Here is a 22302-nt window from a genome sequence, read left to right on the forward strand (position 1 = left end):
AAGAATCGGCGCCATGACAACGGAGTTCCGCATCGAGCACGACACCATGGGCGAGGTCCGCGTCCCGGCCGACGCCCTCTACCGCGCGCAGACGCAGCGCGCCGTCGAGAACTTCCCCATCTCGGGGATCACCCTCGAGCGCCGCCACATCGAGGCGCTCGCGCGGGTGAAGAAGGCGGCCGCCCGCGCGAATGCGGAGCTGGGCGTCCTGGACCAGGGGATCGCCGATGCGATCGTCGCCGCCGCCGAGGAGGTCGCGGGCGGCGCGCACGACGCCCACTTCCCCGTCGACGTCTTCCAGACCGGCTCCGGCACGTCCTCGAACATGAACACCAACGAGGTGATCGCGACGCTCGCCACCCGCGCGCTCGGGGCGGACGTGCACCCGAACGACCACGTCAACGCCTCGCAGTCGAGCAACGACGTCTTCCCGACCTCGGTGCACGTCGCGGCGACCGCGGCGCTCGTCGGCGACCTGATCCCCGCGCTCGAGCACCTCGCGACCACGCTCGAGGCGAAGGCGGAGGAGTTCGCCGACGTCTTCAAGTCGGGCCGCACCCACCTGATGGACGCCACCCCGGTGACGCTTGGCCAGGAGTTCTCCGGCTACGCGGCCGCCGTCCGCTACGGGGTCGAGCGCCTCCTGGTCGCCCTTCCCCGCGTCGCAGAGGTCCCGCTCGGCGGCACCGCGGTCGGCACGGGCATCAACACGCCCGCCGGATTCCCGCAGCGCGTGATCGCGCTGCTCGCCGAGGACACCGGCCTCCCGATCACCGAGGCCCGCAACCACTTCGAGGCGCAGTCCGCGCGCGACGGTCTGGTCGAGGTCTCCGGCGCGCTGCGCACCATCGCCGTGTCGCTCACCAAGATCTGCAACGACCTGCGGTGGATGGGCTCGGGCCCGAACACCGGCCTGGGCGAGATCGCGCTGCCGGACCTCCAGCCGGGCTCGTCGATCATGCCGGGCAAGGTGAACCCCGTGGTCCCGGAGGCCGTCCTCATGGTCTGCGCGCGCGTCGTGGGCAACGACGCCACCGTGGCCTGGGCGGGCGCGTCCGGCGCCTTCGAGCTCAACGTGCAGATCCCCGTGATGGCGCTGGGCACCCTGGAGTCGATCCGGCTGCTGTCCTCGGCCGTCCGCGTGCTCGCGGACCGCACCGTCGCCGGCACCGTCGCGAACGTGGACCGCGCCCGCTTCCTCGCCGAGGCCAGCCCGAGCATCGTCACCCCGCTCAACCGGGTGATCGGCTACGAGAACGCCGCCGCGATCGCCAAGCACGCGGTGAAGAAGGGCATGACGGTGCGCGAGGCCACCGTCGACCTCGGGTTCGTCGAGCGCGGGGAGATCAGCCTCGAGCAGCTCGACGCGCTGCTCGACGTCACCACGATGGTGGGCCGCTGAGAACACGCCGCTGACCAGCGCCGATATCGCCCCCGGGACGTAGGTCCCGGGGGCGAGGTACGATTGAGGGCGATTTTCCACGCACCGTCGCGGGACGGCGACGCGGGAACACGGCGGACCTCTCCCGCGGTTCCCCCTGCAGGAGGTTCCCCATGTCCCGGACACGCGTTCTCATCCTCGGAGGCGGCTACGTCGGCCTCTACACCGCGCTCACCCTCAAGAAGAAGGCGCGCGACAAGGTCGACATCACCGTGCTCGACCGGCGGCCGTACATGACGTACGCCCCGTTCCTGCCAGAGGTGGGCGCCGGGTCCATCGAGCCGCGCCATGCCGTGGTGCCGCTGCGCCGTGAGCTCCCCGAGGTGCGCGTGCTCCAGGGCAAGGTCGACTCGATCGTGCACGCCGACCGGCGGGTGACGGCGACCACCGACCTCGGCGAGGAGCTCGTGGTCGAGTACGACGAGCTCGTGGTCGCGCTCGGCGCGGTCTCGCGGACCCTGCCCATCCCCGGCCTGCTGGAGTTCGGCATCGGCTTCAAGTACGTGGAGGAGGCGATCAGCCTGCGCAACCGCGTCCTGGGACGCATCGCCCGCGCCGCGACCACCACCGACGCCGAGCTGCGCCGCAAGCTCCTGACGTTCGTGTTCGTGGGCGGCGGCTTCGCCGGCGTCGAGGCCTTCGCGGAGACCGAGGACATGGCCAAGGCGGCGCTGCGCTACTACCCGGAGCTGTCCCGCTCGGACCTCAACTTCGTGATGGTGGAGGCGGCACCGCGCATCCTGCCCGAGATGGGGCCGGAGATGGGCGCGTACACCGTGACGGAGCTCGAGGATCGCGGCATGCGCGTCCTGCTCGAGACCCGCCTCGAGAGCTGCGTCGACGGCCACGTGGTGCTGTCCAACGGCGAGGAGTTCGAGGCGGACACGGTGGTGTGGACCGCCGGCGTCAAGCCCTCGCCCGTGATCCAGGCCTCCGACCTGCCGCTCGGCCCCCGCGGTCACGTCAACACGGCGGCGACCCTCCAGGTGATCGACGACTCGGGCGCGCCGATCGGCGGCGCCTGGGCCGCGGGCGACTGCGCGCAGGTCCCGAACCTGGTCGAGGGCGAGGGCGACTGGTGCGCTCCCAGCGCCCAGCACGCGGTCCGTCAGGCGAAGCACCTGGGCACGAACCTCGCCCGACACCTCGCGGGCGACCCGCTCGACGAGTACAAGCACAAGCACCTCGGCGTGGTGGCCTCGCTGGGCCTCAACAAGGGCGTCGCGACCACCATGGGGTTCAAGCTGCGCGGCTGGCCGGCCTGGGTCATGCACCGCACGTACCACCTGCTCGCGATCCCGACCTTCAACCGCAAGGCCCGGGTCGCCCTGGACTGGACCGCGGCGGTGTTCTTCCGCCGCGACCTCGTGTCGATGGGCCGCATCCAGGAGCCGCGCCGCGCGTTCGAGGAGGCCGCGCGCTCCTAGAGCGAGGCCCCGCCCCCCTCCGCCGCCGGACGCTCCGCACGGATCTGGCCCGGACACGCCGGGCGCAACCCGTGCATCGTCCCAACCCGACGGCGTGTCGCCGTCGATTCCGTGCGGACTGTCCGGTGGAGCGGGGTGGGTCAGCCCTCCGACGCGACCGTGGGCTTGGGCGCGCGGCCCAGGCAGCAGTCGGTCGGGCACACGTCCTGCCACGGCCCCAGGCCGGTGAGCGCGACGCGGTCGCGCGGCGTGCCTCCGGGCGTCACGTGGCGCTCCTCGACCAGGTCGATCAGGCCGGCGACGAACGCCGGGTCGATGCCCACGGTCGGCACGCGCACGGCCGCCAGGCCGCGCTCCGCGCACGTCTCGAGCGCCTCGTTGTCGAGGTCCCACGCGACCTCCATGTGGTCGGACACGAAGCCGACCGGGGAGATCACCAGGCCGGTCACCGACGCGGGCAGCGCCTCGATCGCGTCGTTGACGTCGGGCTCGAGCCACGGCACCTCGGGCGCGCCCGAGCGCGACTGGAACACCAGCGACCACTCCGCGGTCGGGAACTCGTCCGCGACGGCATCCATGATGAGCGCGGCGACGGCGCGCTGCTGCTCGACGTACCAGCCGCCGCCGGCGAACCACTCGTCCGCGCCGCCGGTCGGCACCTCGGTGCCGTCGGGCCGCGCCTCGCGGGGACCGGAGACGTCGGCCGCCGCGGTCGGGATCGAATGGGTCGCGAACATGACGTGCGGCGCCGCGCCGTCCCCCTGCGCCGCGAGGGTCCGCAGGCCGGCACGCACGGCGTCGATGTTGGGGTTCACGAAGCCCGGGTGGTCGAAGTACTGGCGCACCTTGTCCAGCTCGAGCTCTCCCGCGAGCCCGGTCTCCTCGAGAGCGGTCGCGAGGTCCTCGCGGTACGCCCGGCAGCCCGAGTAGCTCGAGAACGCGGTGGTGACCAGCACCAGCACCTTGCGGTGGCCGTCCGCGTGGAGCTCCTTCAGGGCATCCGCGAAGTACGGCGCCCAGAAGCGGTTCCCCCAGTACACCGGGAGGTCGAGGCCGCGGTCGGCGATCTCGGCCTCCAGCGCGGCCTTGAGGTCGCGGTTCTGGTCGTTGATCGGGCTGATGCCGCCGAAGTGGCGGTAGTGGTGCGCCACCTCCTCGAGCCGCTCGTCGGGGATGCCCCGGCCGCGGGTGACGTTGCGCAGGTAGGGGATCACGTCCTCCTGGCCCTCGGGGCCGCCGAAGCCTGCGAGGAGGATCGCGTCGTAGGTCGCGGCGGGCAGGGTGCGGGACGATGCGGCGAGCGGCGGCAGGGCGACGGCCTCGGTCATGACGCGAGCACCTCCACGGCCTCGGCGGTGGTGATGCGGCGACCGGTGTAGAAGGGCAGCTCCTCGCGCACGTGGCGCCGGGCCTCCGTGTAGCGGAGGTCGCGCATCATGTCGACCAGCTCGGTGACGTCGTCGGCCTCCATCGGCAGCAGCCACTCGTAATCGCCCAGCGCGAAGGCGGCGACGGTGTTCGCGACGACCCCCGAGTACTTCGCGCCCGCGATGCCGTGCTCGCGGAGCATGACGGAGCGCTCCTCCTCGGGGAGCAGGTACCACTCGTAGGACCGCACGAACGGGTAGACCGTCAGCCAGTCGCGTGCGCGCTCGCCGCGCAGGAAGCCCGGCACGTGGCGCTTGTTGAACTCGGCGTCGCGGTGCACGCCCGCGGCGGACCACGTGAGCGTGGTCTCCGCGAGGAGCTCGGTGGCGCGCAGCTCGCGCAGCGCGAGCTGCAGGTCCTCGAGGACCGGGCCGTGCAGCCACAGCATGACGGTGCCGTCCGCGCGCAGCCCGGAGACGTCGTAGATGCCGCGCAGGACCACGTCGTGCTCGGCGAGCTCGGTGACCGCGGAGTCGAAGTGCTCGACCACGTCGGCGAGGTCCTCGTCGGGGGCGTGCAGCAGCCCGTCGAGCACGGAGAACAGCGTGAAGCCGTGAGGGGAGTCGCTCATGCGACCCATCTTCCCCCGCCGTGCGCCCCGGGGCGAAATCTGCGCCCCGCTCCTCCTCTCCCCCGGACGCTCCGCACGGAATCCGCGGCGACACGCCGCGGCCGGCGCGCGCATCGTCCCGTGGGCGCGGCGTGTCGGGATCAGCTCCGTGCGGGCTGTCCGGGGGTGGGGCGCTGCTCCGCGCCGACGATCGCGGCGAGCCCGCTCAGCCCGGCCGCCGATCCGACCAGCTCGAGCCCCGGCAGCGGCGCCCTGTCGGGCACCCGCGCGGGGGACGCGTCGTCCCACACCACCGTCCGGGACGCGCGGACCTGCGGCGGCGCGAGCGGCACGCCGAGCAGCCGCGCCGCATCGTCGACGGCGTGCGCGGCGACGTCCTCGTCCGGATCCGGCAGCGCGTAGGACAGGCGCACCACGTGCAGACCGTCGGCCGCCTCGCGCAGCCACCGCCACTTCGCGGTCGCGTGGGTGAGCGCCTTCGCGCGGGTCACGCCATCCGTCGCGAGCACCCCGGTGCCGCGCGGGGCGGCGTCGAGCGCGGGCGCGTCGAGCACCAGCGTCACGAGCGCGACCCGGCGGGCCGCAGCCTCGGGTGCGGTGTCGAGCGCGGGGACCAGGCGCCCCGCCACGGCAGCGGTGGTGGCGAGGACCAGCGTGTCCGCGGTCATGGTGCCGCCGCCGGCGCGCACGTGCCACGCGCCGTCCGCGCGCACGACCGACTCCGCCTCGGTGCCGCCGAGCAGGCGGACGCCGTCGGCGAGCGCCGCGTCCGCGAGCGCCTGCGCGATGCGCCAGATGCCGCCTCGCACGCCGAGCACGGCCGACCCGGCGGGCGCGAGGGCACGCCGGCGCTCCGCCAGCGCGGTGAGGCTGCCCGCGGCCCGCAGCTGAGCAGGCAGGGTCGGGTCGATCGCCGCCAACGGCAGCTCGTCGAGCGGGCGCGAGTACACGCCCTGCAGCACCGGCGCCACGAGCATCCGCGCGACCCGCTCTCCCAGCCGCGATCGCACCAGCGACCCGACGGTCGCATCGTCGGCGACATCGCCGAGCGGACGTCCACGCTCGAGGGCGGCGTCGACCGCGGCCGCCCAGCCGATGACCCGCCGCACGTCGGGCTGCAGGGGGCGCGTGGGGATGCCGAGCCAGCCGGTGATGGGGAGCGCGTACGCACGGTCGGGGCTCACCACCCACGCAGGCCGGCGGGTCGGGGCGACCAGGTCGCCGCCGAGCCCGAGACCGCGCGCCAGGTCCGCGACCGCGGCGCTGCGCGTGGCGAAGGACTCGGCGCCGGCGTCCAGCAGCAGCCCGTGGACCTCGTGCGCGCTGACGCGGCCGCCCCAGCGATCCGCAGCCTCGAGCACCGTCACCTCCGCCCCGTCGCGCGCGTGGCGGCGCGCGGCCAGCAGACCGGCGACGCCGCCGCCGACGACGATCACGCGTGCCGACATGTCAGCCGCGCTCGTGGACCAGGTCGACCACGCGCTGCAGCTGGTCGGGATCCGTCTCGGGCGGCACTCCATGGCCGAGGTTCACCACGTGGCCCGGGGCCTCCGCTCCGCGCGCGAGCACGTCGAGCACGTGGCTCGCGAGCACGTCCGCGGGGGCGTCGAGGCGCGCGGGGTCGACATTGCCCTGGAGCGGGTAGGCCCCGCCGAGCAGGCGGGACGCCGCGTCGAGCGGCAGCCGGTAGTCGACGCCCATGACCGTCGCGCCCGCCTGAGCCATCGGGGCGAGCAGGTGCGAGCCGTGGGCGGCGAAGTGGATGCGCGGCACCGGCAGGTCGGCGACCGCGTAGAGGGCGGCGGCGGAGAAGGGCAGGCACGACTCCTCGTAGTCGGACGCCGCCAGCGAACCGGCCCACGAGTCGAACAGCTGGACCGCGGAGGCACCGGCGAGCACCTGCGCGCGGAGGAACAGTCCGGCGGCTCGGGAGGTCCACGCGCTCAGCGCGGCCCAGACGTCGGGCGCCGCGAGCATGAGCCGTCGCGCGCCCAGGTGGTCGCGCGACGGGCGGCCGTCGACCATGTAGGCGGCCAGGGTGAAGGGAGCGCCGGCGAAGCCGATGAGCGGGGTCTCCCCGAGCTGCGCCGTGGTGAGGCGGACGGTCTCGCGGATCACGTCGAGCGCCGTGTCGAAGGCGCCCCTGTCGCCCGGCTCTCCCAGCTGGGGCAGCGCCTCGACGTCGTCCATGGTGCGGATCGGCCGCTCGAACACCGGTCCCACCCCGGGGGCGATGTCGACGCCGACCCCGGCGAGGCGCATCGGCACCACGATGTCGGAGAAGAAGATCGCCGCGTCGACGCCGTAGCGGCGGACGGGCTGCAGCGTGATCTCGGTCGCCAGCTCGGGCGTGAGGCAGGACTCCAGCATGGTGGTGCCGCGGCGGGCCTCGCGGTACTCCGGCAGCGACCGGCCCGCCTGCCGCATGAACCAGACGGGACGATGCGCGGGCTGCTCTCCGCGCAGCGCGGCGAGCAGCGGCGCGTCAGCGACGCGCCCGTCGGCGAGGGGATGGTCCGGGGCGAGCAGGCTGGGGTCGGGGGTCGCGGACGACGGATGCATGAGGACGATTCTGCCCTGCCGGGGTCCCGTGTCAGAATTGTGCGGTGCCTCTCCTGTCCCTGGTGGCCAGCCACCGCAACCGCGACCTCGCGATCCTCGAGCAGCTGCAGGTCGGCGCCGACCGCCTCGCGGCCGAGCTCGTGGACCGTCATGGCGCGGTGACGGGTGCCGTGGTGCTGCCGACATGCAACCGCTTCGAGGTCTACGTCGAGGCGGAGGACCTGGAGACCGCGCGGCACCAGGTGGTCGAGGCGATCGCCGAGCTGAGCCAGCTCGACCCCCGCTCGGTCGAGGACTCGCTGATGCCGTTCGAGGGCGACGATGCGGTCCAGCACCTGCTGTCCGTGACCTCCGGCCTCGAGTCGATGGTGGTGGGCGAGCGCGAGATCTCCGGCCAGGTCCGGCGCGCGCACCTCGACTCGCAGCGCCGGCACCACATCACCCCGCGGCTCGACCGGCTGTTCCAGTCGGCGCTGAGGACGTCGCGCGTGGTCGCCTCGTCGACCGGCCTGGGCACCTCGGGCCGCTCCGTCGTGTCCGTCGCCTTCGACCTCGCCTCCGACACGGTCGAGTGGGAGGACGCCCGCGTGCTGCTGATCGGCACCGGGGCGCTCGCCGAGACGGCGGTCGGCGTGCTGAACGGCCGCGGCGCCCGGATCTTCGGCGTCTACTCGCCGTCGGGCCGGTCCCTCGAGTTCTCCGTCCGCCACGGCATGGACGCGATCACGGCGGCCGGCCTGGAGATGGCGATCCGAGAGGCCGATGTGGTGGTGACGTGCTCAGGCGGGGAGTCGGTGGTGGTGACCTCGCCGCTGGTCGCCGCCGCGCGGCACGGCATCGACCACCCGCTGACGATCGTGGACCTCGCGCTCCATCGCGACGTCGCCCCCGGCGTGGCCGGCCTGCGCGGCGTCACCGTGATCGGTCTCGACCAGGTGGGCGAGCACGCCCCCGGCGAGTCCGTGGGCGCGATCGAGGCCGCGCGATCCATCGTGGCGCACGCCGTCGCACGCTTCGGGGACGGCGAGACGGCCCGCTCCCTCGACCCCGCCGTGGTGGCGCTCCGCGAGCATGTGTTCGGGCTCCTCGAGCGGGAGATCGCGCGGATCCGACCGGCGTCCGGCGCCTCGCCCGAGGCGATCGCGCGCGCCGACGAGACGGAGCAGGCGCTGCGTCGCTTCGCCAAGACCCTCCTCCACACCCCGACGGTGCGGGCGCGCGAGCACGCGCAGGCGGGCGAGTCGTCGATCTACCTCGATGCGATCCGCGCCCTGTACGGCATCGACGTGGCGGTGCCGGACGACGCGTGCCCGGCTCCGGCGATCGACGCGGACGGCGCATCGTCGACCACCTCGACGGACGCCATTTAGCCAACGTCCGCGTTGCTTTAATCGCTCGCGATGGGCTAGGTTAGGCAAACCTTCCCTGAAGCACGATGTCCGTGCGCCCCGTCCCGAGGAGTCGAATGCGCACGCGCGCCCTTGTCACGCTCGCCGCCGCCGCGGTGCTGCTCGTGGCCGTCGCGTTGTCGCTGGCGATCGGCTCGCGCAGCATCGACCTCGGCACGGTGTGGGAGGCGATCGTCCGGTACGACCCGACCGATCCCCTGCAGCAGATCGTGCGGGAGCTCCGTGCGTCGCGCACCGTGATCGGGCTGCTCGCGGGCGCCGCGCTCGGCGTGGCGGGCGCGCTCATGCAGGCGCTCACGCGCAACCCCTTCGCCGACCCCGGGCTGCTCGGGATCAACGCCGGCGCGTCGCTCGCAGTGGTGCTCGGCCTCTCGACGGGTCTCGCCACGGGCTTCGCCGCCCAGGTCCCGCTGGCGTTCATCGGCGCGGGGCTCGCCGCCGTGATCGTCTACGCGATCGGCGCGCGAGGCGCGGCCGCCGGCGCACCCGTGCGGCTCGCCCTCGCAGGCGTCGCGCTCACCGCCCTCATCTCCTCGGTCACCTACGCCGTCCTCATGGTCGACGACGCGACGCTCGACCAGTTCCGGCTCTGGGTCGCCGGCTCGCTCACGGGCCGACAGGCGGACGACGTCGCCGCGCTCGTCCCGGTGGTCCTGGTCGCGATCGCGGCGGCGCTGGTCGCCTCGCGCCAGCTCGAGGCGGTGGCGCTCGGCGAGGACACCGCCCGTTCGCTCGGCGTGCGCATCGGCGGGGTCCGGACGGTCGTCATCGTGCTCGTCACGCTGCTCGCGGCCGCCGCGACCGCCGCGGCGGGACCGATCGTCTTCGTCGGCCTCGCCGTGCCCCACCTGGCCCGCGCGCTGGTGGGCGCATCCCTCCCGTGGCTCGTGATCGTGAGCGCGCTCGGTGGCGCGGCGCTGATGCTCGTCTGCGACGTGGTCGGGCGGGTGATCGCGCCTCCGGGCGAGATCGGCGTCGGCATCACCACCGCCTTCATCGGCGGCATCATCTTCGCGCTCATGGCGCGACGCATGAAGGTGGTGGAGCTGTGAGGATCCTGCGCCTCGGGCCCCTGGGCATCACCACGCACCGCCGGACCTTCGCGGTCGGGCTGGCGCTCCTCGCCCTCCTGGCCGCGCTGCTGCTGTTCGCGCTGTCCGCGGGCAAGGCCGACATCGGCGTCCTGGACTCCCTCCGCGCCGCGGTCGGCATCCCCGTCGGGGCACCGGCGGACTTCATCGTCGGTCAGGTCCGCGCGCCGCGCGCCCTCACCGCGGTGCTGGTCGGGGCCATGCTGGGGCTCTCGGGCGCCATCCTGCAGTCGCTCACGCGCAACCCGCTCGCATCCCCCGACTTCATCGGCATCAGCATGGGCGCCGGCACGGGCGCGGTGCTCACCATCTGGCTCGTCACCGCATCGTCCCTCTGGGTCACCGCCGCCGCGGCGGCCGCCGGGGCGCTCGCGACGGCCGCGCTGATCCTCGCGCTGTCGTGGAGGCGCCGGGGCATCGTCCCCCTCCGACTGATCCTCGCGGGCATCGCCGTCGGGTTCGTCGCCCAGGCGACCACCCAGTACCTGCTCACGCGCATGGACGTGCACGACGCGGGGAACGCCCTCGCCTGGCTCGTCGGCACCACCACGGGCCGCACCTGGACGCACGTCACCGTCGCCGCGATCGTGATGGCCGTGCTGGCGCCGATCGTGCTGTGGAACGCCCGCGCGCTGCGGACCATGGAGATGGGCGAGGACACCGCGCGGGGGCTCGGCATCGCCGTCGGGCCGGCCCGCGCCACCCTCGCCGTGTGCTCGGTGCTGCTCGCCGCCGGCGCCGTCGCCGTGACGGGCCCGGTCGGGTTCATCGCCCTGGTGGCGCCCGCGCTCGCGCTGCGCGTCACCCGCAACGCCGGGGCCACGCTCATCCCGTCCGCCCTCATGGGCGCCACCCTGCTGCTCGCCGCCGACCAGCTCGCGCAGCAGATGCCCGCCACCCTGCAGTTCCCCGTCGGCATCTTCACCGCCGTCGTGGGGGCGCCGTACCTGCTCTGGCTGGTCTGGCGCGCATCCCGAGGAGGTCCCGCATGACCAGACTGGAGACCCGCGGCGCGGTCATCGGCTACGGCGGCGCGCCCATCGTGCGCGGCGTGGACGTGGCCGTGCCCGACGGGCAGATCACCGCGATCGTCGGACCCAACGGCTGCGGCAAGTCGACCCTGCTCCGGGCCCTGGTCCGGCTGCTCGAGCCGAGCGAGGGCACGGTGCTGCTGGACGGCGACGACATCCACCGCATCCCGACGCGCGAGGTGGCGCGCCGCGTCGGCCTGCTCCCCCAAGCGCCCATCGCGCCCGCCGGGATCACGGTCAAGGAGCTCGTGGCGCGCGGACGGACGCCGCATCAGAAGGTGCTCCGGCCGTGGAGCGCCGCCGACGAGACCGCGGTGATGTCCGCGCTCCACTCGACCGCGCTCACCGAGATCCAGGACGCCGTGGTCGACGAGCTCTCGGGAGGCCAGCGGCAGCGCGCCTGGATCGCGATGGCGCTCGCGCAGGACACGCCGCTGATGCTGCTCGACGAGCCCACCACCTACCTGGACATCGCCCACCAGTTCGACGTGCTCGACCTGCTCCACCGCCTCAACAACCGGCAGCAGCGCACCATCGTCATGGTGGTGCACGACCTTCACCAGGCCGCGCGGTACGCCCACCACGTGATCGCGATGCACGACGGCGAGGTCGCCGCGTCCGGCGCGCCCGCCGAGGTGTTCACCGAGGACCTGATCCGGCGCGTCTTCTCCCTCGAGGCGCGCGTGCTTCCCGACCCCGTCACCGGCACGCCCCTGGTGGTGCCGGCGCACGGGCCCGGCGGGGCGCGCGACCACGGCCCCGACCCGCGACCCACCCCCTGACGTCCCTTCACCCCAGCCGTCCAGGCACCGTTCCCCAGGAAAGGAAACCCATGATCACCTCCACCCAGCGCCGCGCCGCGGCGATCGGGATGGCCGCGGTCGCCGCGCTCGTCCTCGCCGCCTGCTCGTCGGGCACCACCGACGCCGAGGCGACCGAGAGCGCCTCCCCGGCGGAGACCGCCACCGAGGCCGCCGCCTTCCCGGTGACCCTCGACACCGTGATGGGCGAGGTCACCATCGACTCCGAGCCGCAGCGCGTCGTCACGCTCGGCTCCCACGAGCACGAGTACCTCTACGCGCTCGGCGTGGCCCCCGTCGCGGTGCCCGAGTCGTGGCAGGACTACGAGCTCGGCACCGGCCCGTGGGCCGTGGCCGACATGGAGGCCGCGGGCGCAACCCCAGAGACCTTCGTGCCCGGCTCCGGCACCTACGACGCGGAGCTCATCGCGTCCTTCGAGCCCGACCTGATCGTCGCGACCTACCCCAACCACACCATGACCCAGGAGGAGTACGACCTGCTGTCCGGCATCGCCCCCGTGGTGACCCGTCCCGCGACCGGCTCCGATGGCGTGGAGACCGTCGAGTGGGGCGTCTCGCTCGCGGACGAGCTGACCCTGCTGGCCGCCGCCACCGGCACCTCCGACACGGCCATCGAGATCCTCGCGGACATCGACGCCGAGTTCGCCGCCGTGCGCGAGGCGCACCCCGAGTGGGAGGGCCTCACCTCCCAGGTCGGCGGCTTCTACGAGGGCCAGGCCTTCGTGTACGCCGCCACCGACACCCGCAACCAGTTCCTCGCGAGCGTGGGCCTCGACGTCACCGCCGTCGAGGGCACCGACGCCGCGTGGCTGCAGATCAGCGCCGAGCAGCTCGACACCGTGCTCGGCGACCTCGACTCCGTGGTCTGGCAGGTCGCGACCACGCCGGAGGCCAAGGACTCCCTCGAGGCGCTGCCGCTGTTCGCGTCGCTCAACTCGACGACCACCGGCGGCAACGTCTGGCTGACGGACACCGTGCTGGAGGGCGCGTTCTTCGCGAACTCGCCGTCCTCGATCGCCTACACGATCGAGCACATGGTGCCGCTGCTCGAGGCCGCCCTCGACGGCGACCCGGCCACCGAGGCCGCCGCCTGACCCACGCCGCACGCAGCGAGGCCCCGCTCCCCTCTCGTGAGGGGGCGGGGCCTCGTCGCGTGTCGGGACGATGCGGGCCGGGCTAGAGGTCCAGGCGCTCCAGCATGTCCGTGACCAGCGCGGCGACCGCCGAGCGCTCGGAGCGCTCGAGGGTGATGTGCGCGAACAGCGGGTGACCCTTGAGCGCCTCGATCACCGCCGCGATGCCGTCGTGGCGGCCCACCCGCAGGTTGTCGCGCTGGGCGACATCGTGCGTGAGCACCACGCGCGACTGCTGGCCGATGCGGCTGAGCATCGTGAGGAGCACGTTGCGCTCGAGCGACTGGGCCTCGTCGACGATCACGAAGGCGTCGTGGAGGGAGCGGCCGCGGATGTGGGTGAGGGGCAGGACCTCGAGCATCCCGCGCGCCATGACCTCCTCGAGCACCTCGCCGGAGACCATCGCGCCGAGCGTGTCGAAGACCGCCTGCGCCCACGGGTTCATCTTCTCGGCCTCGGAGCCGGGCAGGTAGCCCAGGTCCTGGCCGCCGACCGCATAGAGCGGGCGGAACACCATGATCTTCTTGTGCTGGCGGCGCTCCATGACGGCCTCGAGGCCCGCGCACAGCGCGAGAGCGGACTTGCCGGTGCCGGCGCGGCCGCCCATGGACACGATGCCGACCGACTCGTCGAGCAGCAGGTCGATCGCGATCCGCTGCTCCGCGGAGCGGCCATGGATGCCGAAGACCTCCTGGTCGCCGCGGACCAGCCGCACCGAGCCGTCGTCGGTCACGCGGCCCAGCGCGCTGCCGCGGCCGGCGTGGATCACCAGGCCCGTGTGCACGGGGAGCTGCGCGAGGTCCTCGCCGCAGTCGGCGGGGTGCGGGGCGGGCAGCGACTCGTGCTCCCACAGGGAGGCCATCTGCTCGTCGGTCAGCTGGATCTCGCGCATGCCGGTCCAGCCGGACTCGACGGCGAGCTCCGCGCGGTACTCCTCCGCCTCGATGCCCAGCGCCGAGGCCTTGACGCGCATCGGCAGGTCCTTCGACACCACCGTGACGGAGTGGCCCTCGGCGGCGAGGTTCGCGGCGACCGCGAGGATGCGGGTGTCGTTGTCACCCAGTCGGAATCCCGAGGGCAGCACCTCGGGGTCGGTGTGGTTGAGCTCGACCCGCAGGCTTCCGCCGGTCTGGTTCACCGCGACCGGCTCGTCCAGCTTGCCGTGGAGGACGCGCAGCTCGTCGAGCATCCGCAGCGCCGACCGGGCGAAGTACCCCAGCTCCGGGTGATGCCGTTTCGCCTCGAGCTCCGTGATGACGACCACGGGGAGGACCACCGCGTGCTCCGCGAAGCGCTTCATCGCTCGCGGATCCGACAGCAGGACGGACGTGTCCAGCACGAACGTGCGGACCTCCGTCTCCAACGCCGAGTCGGTGGAGGTGGTGGGGACGGTGCTAGGCGAGGTGGTCAACGGTGCTCCCAGCGAATCAGGCCGCAGGGCACCGAGCGCCCTGCGGCGGTCGGTTACGTCGGCTCGGGTCCGGGTCGACGTCGTGTTGTTACCACGAGGCCGACGCTACGCCCGGAACGGCGGGAAGCGGGAGAGGATCGCCCAATTGTTCACACGTTTGTAACTCGCATCCCGCGCCCGGGCGTGTCCCCTCCCCGTTGCTCCGCACGGTTCGGGCGACGACCCGCCGGACCCCGCCCGCGCATCGTCCCTCGTGGCCGGCGTGTCGGGGACGAAACCGTGCGGAGCATCGCGGGGGACCGGGGTGCGACGATGCCTCGCCGCGCCCGTCAGCGGCCGAGCCGGCGCTCGCGCTGGGAGAAGGCGCGCAGCGCGCGCAGGAAGTCGATGTGGCGGAAGTCCGGCCAGTACGCCTCGCAGAAGTAGAACTCCGAGTGAGCGGACTGCCACAGCAGGAACCCGCCCAGGCGCTGCTCCCCCGACGTGCGGATCACCAGGTCGGGATCCGGCTGCCCCTTGGTGTAGAGGTGGTCGGCGATGTGCTCCACCGAGAAGCTCTCCGCGACCTCCTCGAGCGAGTGGCCCGCGTCGACCCCGGCGCGCAGGAAGCCGCGCACCGCCTCCGCGATCTCGTGCCGGCCCCCGTAGCCCACGGCCACGTTGACCTGCAGCCCGGGCGCATCGTCGGTCCGGACCACGGCCGCCGCGAGGCGGGCGGCCGTGTCAGCCGGGAGCAGCGACGCGTCGCCCACATGCCGCAGCCGCCACCGGCCGTCGTCCGCGAGCCGCTCGACCGCGGCGGCGATGATCTCGAGCAGCGGCGCGAGCTCCTGGGGGTCGCGCGCGAGGTTGTCGGTCGAGAGCATCCACAGCGTCACCACCTCGACGCCCGCCTCCTGCGACCACTCGAGGACCTCGGTGATCTTGTCCGCGCCGGCCTGGTGGCCGTGGGCCGTGGACGCGCCCGACTGCTTGGCCCAGCGGCGGTTGCCGTCGAGGATGACGCCGATGTGGCGGGGAGCCTGGCCCTCCCGCTTCAGGGTGCGCGCCAGCCGCTTCTCGTACGTTCCGTACAGGAGCGATCTGAGTGCCATCGACATCCGTTCTCGGGGGGCGGCAGGGGCCGAGACCACCGTACTCCCGCGCCGTAACCTACGGTATCGTAGGTTCATGGCTGAGAACCTCCCCGTGCAGGGCAAGCCGCTGATGCGCGGCTGGCTTCACCTCGGAGCGGCGCCGCTCGCGCTGGTCGCCGGGCTGGTGCTGACGGCGGTCGCGCCGACGCTCCCCGGGCGCATCTCCTTCGCGATCTTCACCCTCACCGCGGTGATGCTGTTCGGCACCTCCGCCGTCTACCACCGCGGCAACTGGTCACCGAAGACCCAGGCCGTGCTGCGGCGCATGGACCATGCCAACATCTTCCTGATCATCGCCGGCACCTACACCCCGCTCACGGTGCTGCTGCTCGACAACCCGGCGAGGACCTGGGTGCTCGCGATCGTGTGGGGCGGCGCGCTGCTCGGGCTGCTCTTCCGCGTGCTGTGGCTGGGCGCCCCGCGGTGGATGTACGTGCCCATCTACGTCGCGCTGGGCTGGGTCGCGATCGGGTTCATCAAGCCGTTCTACGAGGCGGGCGGCATGGCCGTGGTGGTCCTCGTGATCGTCGGCGGCCTCTGCTACACCGTGGGCGCCATCATCTACGGCACCAAGTGGCCTCGCGGATCGACCCGGTACTTCGGGTTCCACGAGATCTTCCACTCACTGACGATCGCCGGGTTCGTCTGCCACTTCATCGCCGCCTCGCTCGCCGCCTTCGCCGTCGCCTGACGGCTCGGGGGACGATGCGGCGGTCGCCTGCACGTCGCCTGCCGCGGCGGCCTCCGCCGCCTCCTTCGCCGCCTGCGCCCGCACCTTCCTGAGGTGCCGGCTGAGCGACAGGAACAGGATCACGCCCGCGATCACGAGCCCGAACGTGGCGAGGAACGCGAGGAATCCCGGCCCGCCGCTGAAGTCTGACGACATGTCCACCCTTCTGACCCGACTATCCTGCCTCATCATGAGCACCCCGCCCGCCGATGAGGCCGCCGCGTTCGAGGAGGAGTCCTCGGCGCTGCCCCGGCTCAGCGCCCGCGGCTGGGTGCTCGTGTCGCTCGGCCTGGCCGCGCTCATCGGCATCACGGCCTGGGTCGCCGTCCAGATGCAGTCGCAGCCGGTGCGGTGGAAGGACGTCGGCTTCACCGTCACCTCCCCGACCGAGGTGACCGCGACGTACGAGGTGTACCTCTACACCGACGCGGGCGCGACATGCACGGTGCGGGCGCTGAACGATCGCTTCACCGAGGTGGGCGTCGCCGCCGTGCACGTGGACCGCGCGGACGGCGCGGAGCAGCGGCTGACCACCCCCGTGGTGACCACCGAGGAGGCGACCACGGCCACCGTCCAGGGCTGCGTCGCGGACGGCTGACGCGCATCGTCCCCGCCGCGCCCGGCGACGCGCGGACTTGGGTGCCCCCGTGGGCGCTTGCTATCCTCACCTATCCCATCCGTGAGGAGAACGACGTGACCGAGACCACCGGAACCTGGCTCACCCAGGAGGCGTACGACCGCCTCCAGGCGGAGTACGACGACCTGGTGAACGTGGGCCGCGCCGCGATCGCGAAGGAGATCGACGAGCGCCGCCAGGAGGGCGACCTCAAGGAGAACGGCGGCTACCACGCCGCGCGAGACGAGCAGGCGAAGATGGAGGCGCGCATCGAGGAGCTGCGCCGCAAGCTCGCCAACGCGCACGTCGGCGAGGTGCAGTTCGACGGCACCATCGCCGCCGGCACCGTGGTGACCGCGTCCGTCATGGGGCGTGAGATGCGCTTCCTCGTGGGTTCCCGCGAGATCGCCGAGGGCACCGACCTCGACGTGTTCAGCGCGCAGTCGCCGCTCGGCGCCGCGCTGATCGGCCTCAAGGCCGGCGAGACGACGTCCTACCAGGCGCCCAACGGCAAGGAGATCGCCGTCGAGGTCATCTCCGCGGAGCCCTTCGGCGGCTGAGCCCGCGCGCCGCGGACGCTCAGCGCCGCTGCAGCAGCACCACGGCCTCGTAGTGCGTGGTGTGCGGGAACATGTCGAGCAGCCGCCCCCGGACGGGCACCAGCGAGGGCATCGCCGCGAGGTCGCGCGCGAGGGTGACGGCGTTGCAGCTGGAGTAGACCACCCGCGACACGCCGCTCGCCTCGAGCCACGCCGCCAGCTCGACGCCGATGCCGCGTCGTGGCGGGTTGACCACCACGACGTCGGCGACCGCCGGCTGCGACGTCGCCCACGCGACGGCGTCCCCCACGACGAAGGTCGCCCCGTCTGCCCCGGCGACCCCCGCATCGTCCATCTCCGCGGCGCTGAGCCGCGCGCTCGCGACGGCCTGCTCGCTCGCCTCGACCCCGGTGACACGGCGCCCCTCGCGCACGCAGTGGAGCGCGAAGCCGCCCACGCCGCAGTAGAGATCCCACACGGTGGCGGGCGCGGACTCGTCGACCCAGCCGGCGACCTGCGCGTAGAGGTCGCGCGCGATCGCGGTGTTGGTCTGGAAGAAGCTCTGCGGGCGCAGGTGCAGCGCCACGGCGCCCAGCTCCATCGTGAGGGACGCGCGCTCCGTCAGCACGATCTCGCGCTCGCCCTCCGTGACCGCCTTGTGCTCGGGCAGCACGTTCAGCGTGGCGACCGCGAGCGCGGGCAGGCGCTCACGCAGCCACGGCAGGTGCTTGACCAGACGTGCGTGCGCCTCGGTGGACCGCATGACGAACCGCACCATCAGGTCGCCGGACGGCGCCAGGGTGACGATCACGTGCTTGAGCTCGCCGCGGCGCTCCGGCACGTCGTAGGGCTCGAGCCGGGCGCGGGTGATCAGCTCCGCGAGGACGGGGAACGATGCGGAGAGCGGCTCCGGGTAGAGCGGGCAGCCCCGCAGGTCGACGCCGCGGCCGGCCGGGTCGAGGATGCCGATGGTGGGCGCGTCGACCGAGCCGGCGACCACCATCTTCGCCTTGGTGCGGAAGCCGGACTCGGCGCTCAGCAGCGGGGGCAGCCACTCCGGGCGAGCACCGGGCGCGCCCTGGGCGACCAGCCGCTCGAGCCCGGCCTGCTTGTCGGCCACCTGCACCGCGTGCGGCGTCTCGATGAGCGTGCACGACCGGCACCGCCCCGAGTCGTAGTAGTCGCAGCGCACCCGTGGAGTCTAGGCGCGCGCAGGCGTCCGCGGCTCGGGAGTCACCGGGCACGCGCCGACGGGACACCGAGCAGCGTCGAGGTCGCCGCGAACTGGCGATCGTTGCCACCCTGCAGGTAGTTCGTCTCGGCAAGGCCTCGCCCCTGCGAGAACGGGAGGTAGGGGAAGTTGGCGGGCGCGTCCGCGAGCTGCCGGATCGGGATGCCCTCCTTCCGCGCGACCATGTAGAGCCAGATGTCGTCCGCGCGTGGCGCGGAGTCCTCGAACTGCCTGCCGCGAGCGCGCAGCGCCGCCTGCATCCGCGGGTTGTAGAGCACGCCGCTGACGCCGGTCGGGAAGACCTCGGGACCCGGTACGTCGGTGCGGCAGTCCGGCCACGTGTGGTACGGCGGCAGCGTGCCATCGGCACCCGCCGCCGGCACCATCCGTGCTCGGTAGGCGATGTTCGCCTCGGGCATCTCGCGATGCGCCCGCGCGAGCCCGGCGAGCCAGGTCACCGGGTAGATCGCGTCGTCGTCGGAGGTGACGAGCGCGAGGCCGTCGGGCGCATCGTCATCGCTCACGTACGGGAAGTACTTCTTGTGGGGCCCCAGGTCCTCGCAGGCGCGGAGCTCGAGGCCACGCGAGATCAGCCGGCGGATCGCTCGCGGCGGCGAGGCCCGGAACTCGGGGTCCTCCGACCAGAGGATCAATCGGGCGGGCCGCAGAGAGCCGCGCGCGATGGACTCGATCACGAGGTGCACGTGCCGGAGCCGGCTCCCGTAGCTGGTGAGCGAGACGACGCAGGGCGAGCCCGGGTCGCAGACGCTCCGCCGAGACGTCAGATTGGCGACGCCGAGCCCGACGGCCGCAGGAACCGCACCCAGACCACGCATGCGCACCACCGCAGGCCTGAGATACCTCTTCGCGACGTCCCTCACGCTCATGCTCGCCCCCTCCCGCGCCATCGCCGCCGTGACTCAGATCCCTGGCAGACCCCCGTCACCCTGAGCTGAACCGTTGGGACGTCATCCTGGTCCCGAGCATCGGCGGCGATCGTCCCCGATACGCCGTGCATTCGCGAGCATAGCCCGCGGGCCCGGATCGGCCCAGGGGCCCGTGGCGACCCACGCCCGCCTCGGCGAACGTCCCGCGGTCCACGGCCGGGGCGAGGGCGGACCCCGCCGGGCGATGCGACCGACGCACCTTTTGACCTGGTTTGCACCCCCATGCCTGTGCAATGATCTGCTGAGGACAGCAGGGCTCGCAAGGGGGTGCGCGCAGATGCTTGTGGCAACAGTGGCGACGTGCGACGGCGGCGCATCCGTCGATCGAGACGAGTGCGGACGGCCGACCCGGACGCGGGCCAGTGACGATGGCTGAGGACGACGCGCTCTCGAGACGCCCCCTCGTCTCGGTGGTCGCACCGGTCTTCAACCCCGGGGAGGAGCTGGGCGACGCGCTGCGGAACATCGCGTCGCTCACATACCCCGAGCTCGAGGTGATCCTGGTCGACGACGCCTCCACCGTCCCCTCCAGCGCATGGGGAGCGTTCGACATGACGAGGCCGGGCACGCGGCGGATCGTCGAATGGATGCGTCTGCCGGAGAACGTGGGGCCGGCAGGGGCACGCAACGCGGGGCTGCGAGCCGCCTCCGGCGAGTACGTGTGGTTCGTCGACTGGGATGACGAGTGGGACCCGGGCATCCTCGACCGCCTCGTGGAAGAGGCGGAGTCGACCGGCGCGGACTTCTCCATGTGCCGCGGGCGATGGCAGATCGGCGCGGAGGAGGGCCCGCCCACCGACGGCCATGACGCGCCTACGGTGATGGACAGGGAAGGCGCGTTCCTCCAGCTGCTCCACGGCGGCATCCGCGGCTACCTCTGGACCAAGCTGTTCAGGCGAAGCGTCCTGGGGGTCGATCCCTTCGCGCCCCACGGATACATCGAGGACTTCTTCGTCGTGGCAGACGTGGTGGACCGCTGCGAGACGGTCGCGTCGATCCCGGAGACGCTGTACCGGCACCTGGTCCGGGCCGGGTCCCTCAGCAACTCCAAGGATCCGCAGCTCCATCATCTCGAGGAGGCGAACGCGCACGTGCGCCAGCTGGCGGCAGGGTTCCCCCAGACGCCGGCGCTCAGGCGCGGGTTGGCCCATTTCGAGCTCGAGTTCGATCACATCGCGCGGGCGACCACGGCGCTTCGGCTGTGCTCCGACGCGCGCGCGAGGGAGGTGCTTCGCGGGATCCGCCGCCAGATCCGGAGCCGCGATGTGCTCCTGGTGCTCCCGATCGCACCGGGAACGGCGTCGAGGGCGACCGCCATCAAGCTCGCGGGGCCGTACTTCCTGGAGGTGCGCGCGGCGGCTCGGTCCCTGAAGCGCCTGGTCCGGCGGGGCGGTCGAGGCCTCCGGCACCCGGACGGCGCACCGGCGGCGAGCGGCGCGGCAGCCTAGGCGCGGCTACGCCTCGGGGCCCTGCTGCTCCTGGGTGCCGCGCGGCTGGTCGGCGCCGCGGTGACGGCGCACGCGGATCTCGCCGGTGCGCGCGATCGCCTCGCGGGCGCGCCGGAGCGCGTCCTTGGGCTGTTCTCCGAGCACCGTGATCTCACCGGTCCCGTCCCCGGGGTCGTCGACCTCGTACTCGGAGCGCAGGGCGCGCGCGAACGCGTAGGCGAAGGAGACGATCGGCACCGCGATGACCGCGCCCACCAGGCCGAGCAGCAGGGTTCCCGTCGCGACGGTGAGCAGGATCGCCAGCGGGTGGAGCGAGGCGGCCTTGCCGAACAGCCAGGGGTACAGGATGTTCCCCTCGAGCTGCTGGACCAGGAGCACGATCCCGACCATGATCAGCGCCTTCACCGGGCCGCCGTCGACCAGTGCGACCAGCACCGCGATCGCGCCCGAGATGGTGGCGCCGAACAGGGGGATGAAGGACAGCAGGAACACGAAGATCGCGATGGGCAGCGCGAGGGGGATGCCCAGGATCCACGCGCCGAGACCGATGCCGAGCGCGTCGATGAACGCCACGAACACGCTGGTCTCCGTGTAGCGGCGCAGCGTGAGCCAGGCGGTCATGCCGGCGCGGTCGACCTTCTCGCTGCGACCGCGCGGCAGCAGCCCGACGAACCACAGCCACAGCCGGCGCCCGTCCTTCATGAAGAAGAAGAGGGCGAACAGCGCGACGATCGAGCCCGCGAAGAGGGAGCCGAGCGTGCCGGTCACGGACGCCGCCCCGCTCGCGACTCCCCACGCGTTGTCCTGCAGCGTCGACGTCGCGTTCGCGATGACCTGGTCGATCTGCTCACGTGACATGTGGATGGGGCCGTTGACCAGCCAGTCGAGGAACTGGTCGAAGCCCGCGAGCGCCGCGTCGCGCAGGTCGCCGAAGCCCGCGACGATCGAGCTGCCTGCCGCGACCCCGAGGCCCAGCACCACGACGACGAGCGTCAGGATCGCGAGCAGCGCGCCCCCCGTCCGCGGCACCCCCCACTTCTGGAGCCGGCTCACCATCTGCTCGAGCGGCGCCGCGATCAGCAGCGCGATGCCCAGGGGGAGGACCACCGAGGACAAGGTGGTGAAGCCCTGGAACAGGACGAGCAGAACGATGCCGACGACGATCAGTCGCCAGCCCCACGCCGCGGACACCCGCAGCCAGACCGGCACGTTCTCGGTGACCACGTCGGCTGGAGGGGCGTGAGACGCATCGTCCTTGTCGGGCATACCGTCACACTAGTGCGGCGGCGCGGAACATCGGCGGACCCGGACGCGTTCGTCCTGCGGAAGG

Annotated in this window: 21 protein-coding genes; 11 read left to right on the top strand and 10 right to left on the bottom strand. The window is 72.9% G+C overall.

The features are described from left to right. Positions 1 to 13: 13 nt before the first annotated feature. Complete coding sequence (locus QQX10_RS07525) at positions 14 to 1402, top strand: class II fumarate hydratase (protein WP_301118864.1); 1389 nt, start codon at positions 14 to 16, stop codon at positions 1400 to 1402. 152 nt (positions 1403 to 1554) lie between these two features. Beyond that, positions 1555 to 2868 carry an NAD(P)/FAD-dependent oxidoreductase gene (locus QQX10_RS07530; protein ID WP_301118863.1) on the top strand — a complete coding sequence of 438 codons (1314 nt, stop codon included), beginning with the start codon at positions 1555 to 1557 and terminating at the stop codon, positions 2866 to 2868. 140 nt (positions 2869 to 3008) lie between these two features. Here QQX10_RS07530 and QQX10_RS07535 read toward each other — a convergent pair whose 3' ends face one another. The 4 genes from QQX10_RS07535 to hemE form a co-directional block, all read right to left on the bottom strand. Further along, complete coding sequence (locus tag QQX10_RS07535) at positions 3009 to 4196, bottom strand: ferrochelatase (RefSeq protein ID WP_301118862.1); 1188 nt, start codon at positions 4194 to 4196, stop codon at positions 3009 to 3011. Continuing rightward, positions 4193 to 4867: a hydrogen peroxide-dependent heme synthase gene (gene hemQ / locus QQX10_RS07540; protein ID WP_301118861.1), complete on the bottom strand. Its 675-nt coding sequence runs from the start codon at positions 4865 to 4867 to the stop codon at positions 4193 to 4195. The genes QQX10_RS07535 and hemQ overlap by 4 nt, the downstream gene beginning before the upstream one ends. A gap of 140 nt (positions 4868 to 5007) precedes the next feature. Beyond that, positions 5008 to 6315 carry a protoporphyrinogen/coproporphyrinogen oxidase gene (locus QQX10_RS07545; RefSeq protein ID WP_301118860.1) on the bottom strand — a complete coding sequence of 436 codons (1308 nt, stop codon included), beginning with the start codon at positions 6313 to 6315 and terminating at the stop codon, positions 5008 to 5010. A gap of 1 nt (position 6316) precedes the next feature. Next, the gene (gene hemE / locus QQX10_RS07550; protein WP_301118859.1) at positions 6317 to 7429 is read right to left on the bottom strand and encodes a uroporphyrinogen decarboxylase; all 1113 of its coding nucleotides are present in this window, start codon (positions 7427 to 7429) and stop codon (positions 6317 to 6319) included. A gap of 44 nt (positions 7430 to 7473) precedes the next feature. Between hemE and QQX10_RS07555 the strand changes: the two genes are divergently transcribed. From QQX10_RS07555 to QQX10_RS07575, 5 genes are all read left to right on the top strand, one after another. Continuing rightward, positions 7474 to 8799, top strand: coding sequence for a glutamyl-tRNA reductase (locus QQX10_RS07555; RefSeq protein WP_301118858.1), 1326 nt, complete (start codon positions 7474 to 7476; stop codon positions 8797 to 8799). A gap of 95 nt (positions 8800 to 8894) precedes the next feature. Then, a complete protein-coding gene (locus QQX10_RS07560) occupies positions 8895 to 9890 on the top strand; it encodes a FecCD family ABC transporter permease (protein ID WP_301118857.1) in 996 nt (331 codons plus the stop codon). Next, positions 9887 to 10921, top strand: coding sequence for a FecCD family ABC transporter permease (locus QQX10_RS07565; RefSeq protein WP_301118856.1), 1035 nt, complete (start codon positions 9887 to 9889; stop codon positions 10919 to 10921). The genes QQX10_RS07560 and QQX10_RS07565 overlap by 4 nt, the downstream gene beginning before the upstream one ends. Further along, the gene (locus QQX10_RS07570; RefSeq protein WP_301118855.1) at positions 10918 to 11742 is read left to right on the top strand and encodes an ABC transporter ATP-binding protein; all 825 of its coding nucleotides are present in this window, start codon (positions 10918 to 10920) and stop codon (positions 11740 to 11742) included. Before QQX10_RS07565 ends, QQX10_RS07570 begins: the two co-directional genes overlap by 4 nt. Positions 11743 to 11792: 50 nt before the next feature. Further along, entirely contained in the window at positions 11793 to 12875 is a 1083-nt protein-coding gene (locus QQX10_RS07575) for an ABC transporter substrate-binding protein (RefSeq protein WP_301118854.1), read from the top strand. An 82-nt stretch (positions 12876 to 12957) separates the two neighbouring features. Here QQX10_RS07575 and phoH2 read toward each other — a convergent pair whose 3' ends face one another. Continuing rightward, positions 12958 to 14214 (bottom strand): RNA 5'-3' helicase PhoH2, encoded by a 1257-nt coding sequence (gene phoH2 / locus QQX10_RS07580; protein WP_436968570.1) that lies wholly within the window; start codon positions 14212 to 14214, stop codon positions 12958 to 12960. Between the two features lie 440 nt (positions 14215 to 14654). Beyond that, positions 14655 to 15419 carry an isoprenyl transferase gene (locus QQX10_RS07585; protein WP_301118853.1) on the bottom strand — a complete coding sequence of 255 codons (765 nt, stop codon included), beginning with the start codon at positions 15417 to 15419 and terminating at the stop codon, positions 14655 to 14657. A gap of 76 nt (positions 15420 to 15495) precedes the next feature. Here QQX10_RS07585 and trhA point away from each other — a divergent pair, with 76 nt between their 5' ends. After that, positions 15496 to 16152, top strand: coding sequence for a PAQR family membrane homeostasis protein TrhA (trhA, locus tag QQX10_RS07590; RefSeq protein ID WP_301118852.1), 657 nt, complete (start codon positions 15496 to 15498; stop codon positions 16150 to 16152). Here trhA and QQX10_RS07595 read toward each other — a convergent pair. Continuing rightward, positions 16084 to 16347, bottom strand: coding sequence for a hypothetical protein (locus QQX10_RS07595; RefSeq protein ID WP_301118851.1), 264 nt, complete (start codon positions 16345 to 16347; stop codon positions 16084 to 16086). The two genes, trhA and QQX10_RS07595, sit on opposite strands and share 69 nt — an antisense overlap. 34 nt (positions 16348 to 16381) lie before the next feature. Between QQX10_RS07595 and QQX10_RS07600 the strand changes: the two genes are divergently transcribed. Together QQX10_RS07600 and greA are read left to right on the top strand one after the other, a co-directional pair. Further along, entirely contained in the window at positions 16382 to 16789 is a 408-nt protein-coding gene (locus QQX10_RS07600; RefSeq protein ID WP_301118850.1) for a DUF4307 domain-containing protein, read from the top strand. 95 nt (positions 16790 to 16884) lie between these two features. After that, positions 16885 to 17367 carry a transcription elongation factor GreA gene (gene greA / locus QQX10_RS07605; RefSeq protein WP_301118849.1) on the top strand — a complete coding sequence of 161 codons (483 nt, stop codon included), beginning with the start codon at positions 16885 to 16887 and terminating at the stop codon, positions 17365 to 17367. Positions 17368 to 17386: 19 nt separating this feature from the next. On the opposite strand, the gene rlmC is transcribed toward greA, so the two are convergent. Together rlmC and QQX10_RS07615 are read right to left on the bottom strand one after the other, a co-directional pair. Continuing rightward, positions 17387 to 18538, bottom strand: coding sequence for a 23S rRNA (uracil(747)-C(5))-methyltransferase RlmC (rlmC, locus tag QQX10_RS07610; protein WP_301118848.1), 1152 nt, complete (start codon positions 18536 to 18538; stop codon positions 17387 to 17389). 41 nt (positions 18539 to 18579) lie between these two features. Continuing rightward, positions 18580 to 19464, bottom strand: a complete 885-nt coding sequence (locus QQX10_RS07615) for a hypothetical protein (RefSeq protein ID WP_301118847.1) — start codon at positions 19462 to 19464, stop codon at positions 18580 to 18582. A gap of 428 nt (positions 19465 to 19892) precedes the next feature. On the opposite strand from QQX10_RS07615, the gene QQX10_RS07620 reads away from it, so the two are divergent. Further along, entirely contained in the window at positions 19893 to 20972 is a 1080-nt protein-coding gene (locus QQX10_RS07620; protein WP_301118846.1) for a glycosyltransferase family 2 protein, read from the top strand. A gap of 6 nt (positions 20973 to 20978) precedes the next feature. Here the strand turns inward: QQX10_RS07620 and QQX10_RS07625 are convergent, their stop codons facing one another. Beyond that, on the bottom strand, positions 20979 to 22238 hold the full coding sequence (locus QQX10_RS07625; RefSeq protein ID WP_301118845.1) for an AI-2E family transporter: 1260 nt from the start codon (positions 22236 to 22238) through the stop codon (positions 20979 to 20981). Positions 22239 to 22302 lie beyond the last annotated feature (64 nt).

It is taken from the genome of Demequina lignilytica (assembly GCF_030418305.1).
GTDB classification, from domain to species: domain Bacteria; phylum Actinomycetota; class Actinomycetes; order Actinomycetales; family Demequinaceae; genus Demequina; species Demequina lignilytica.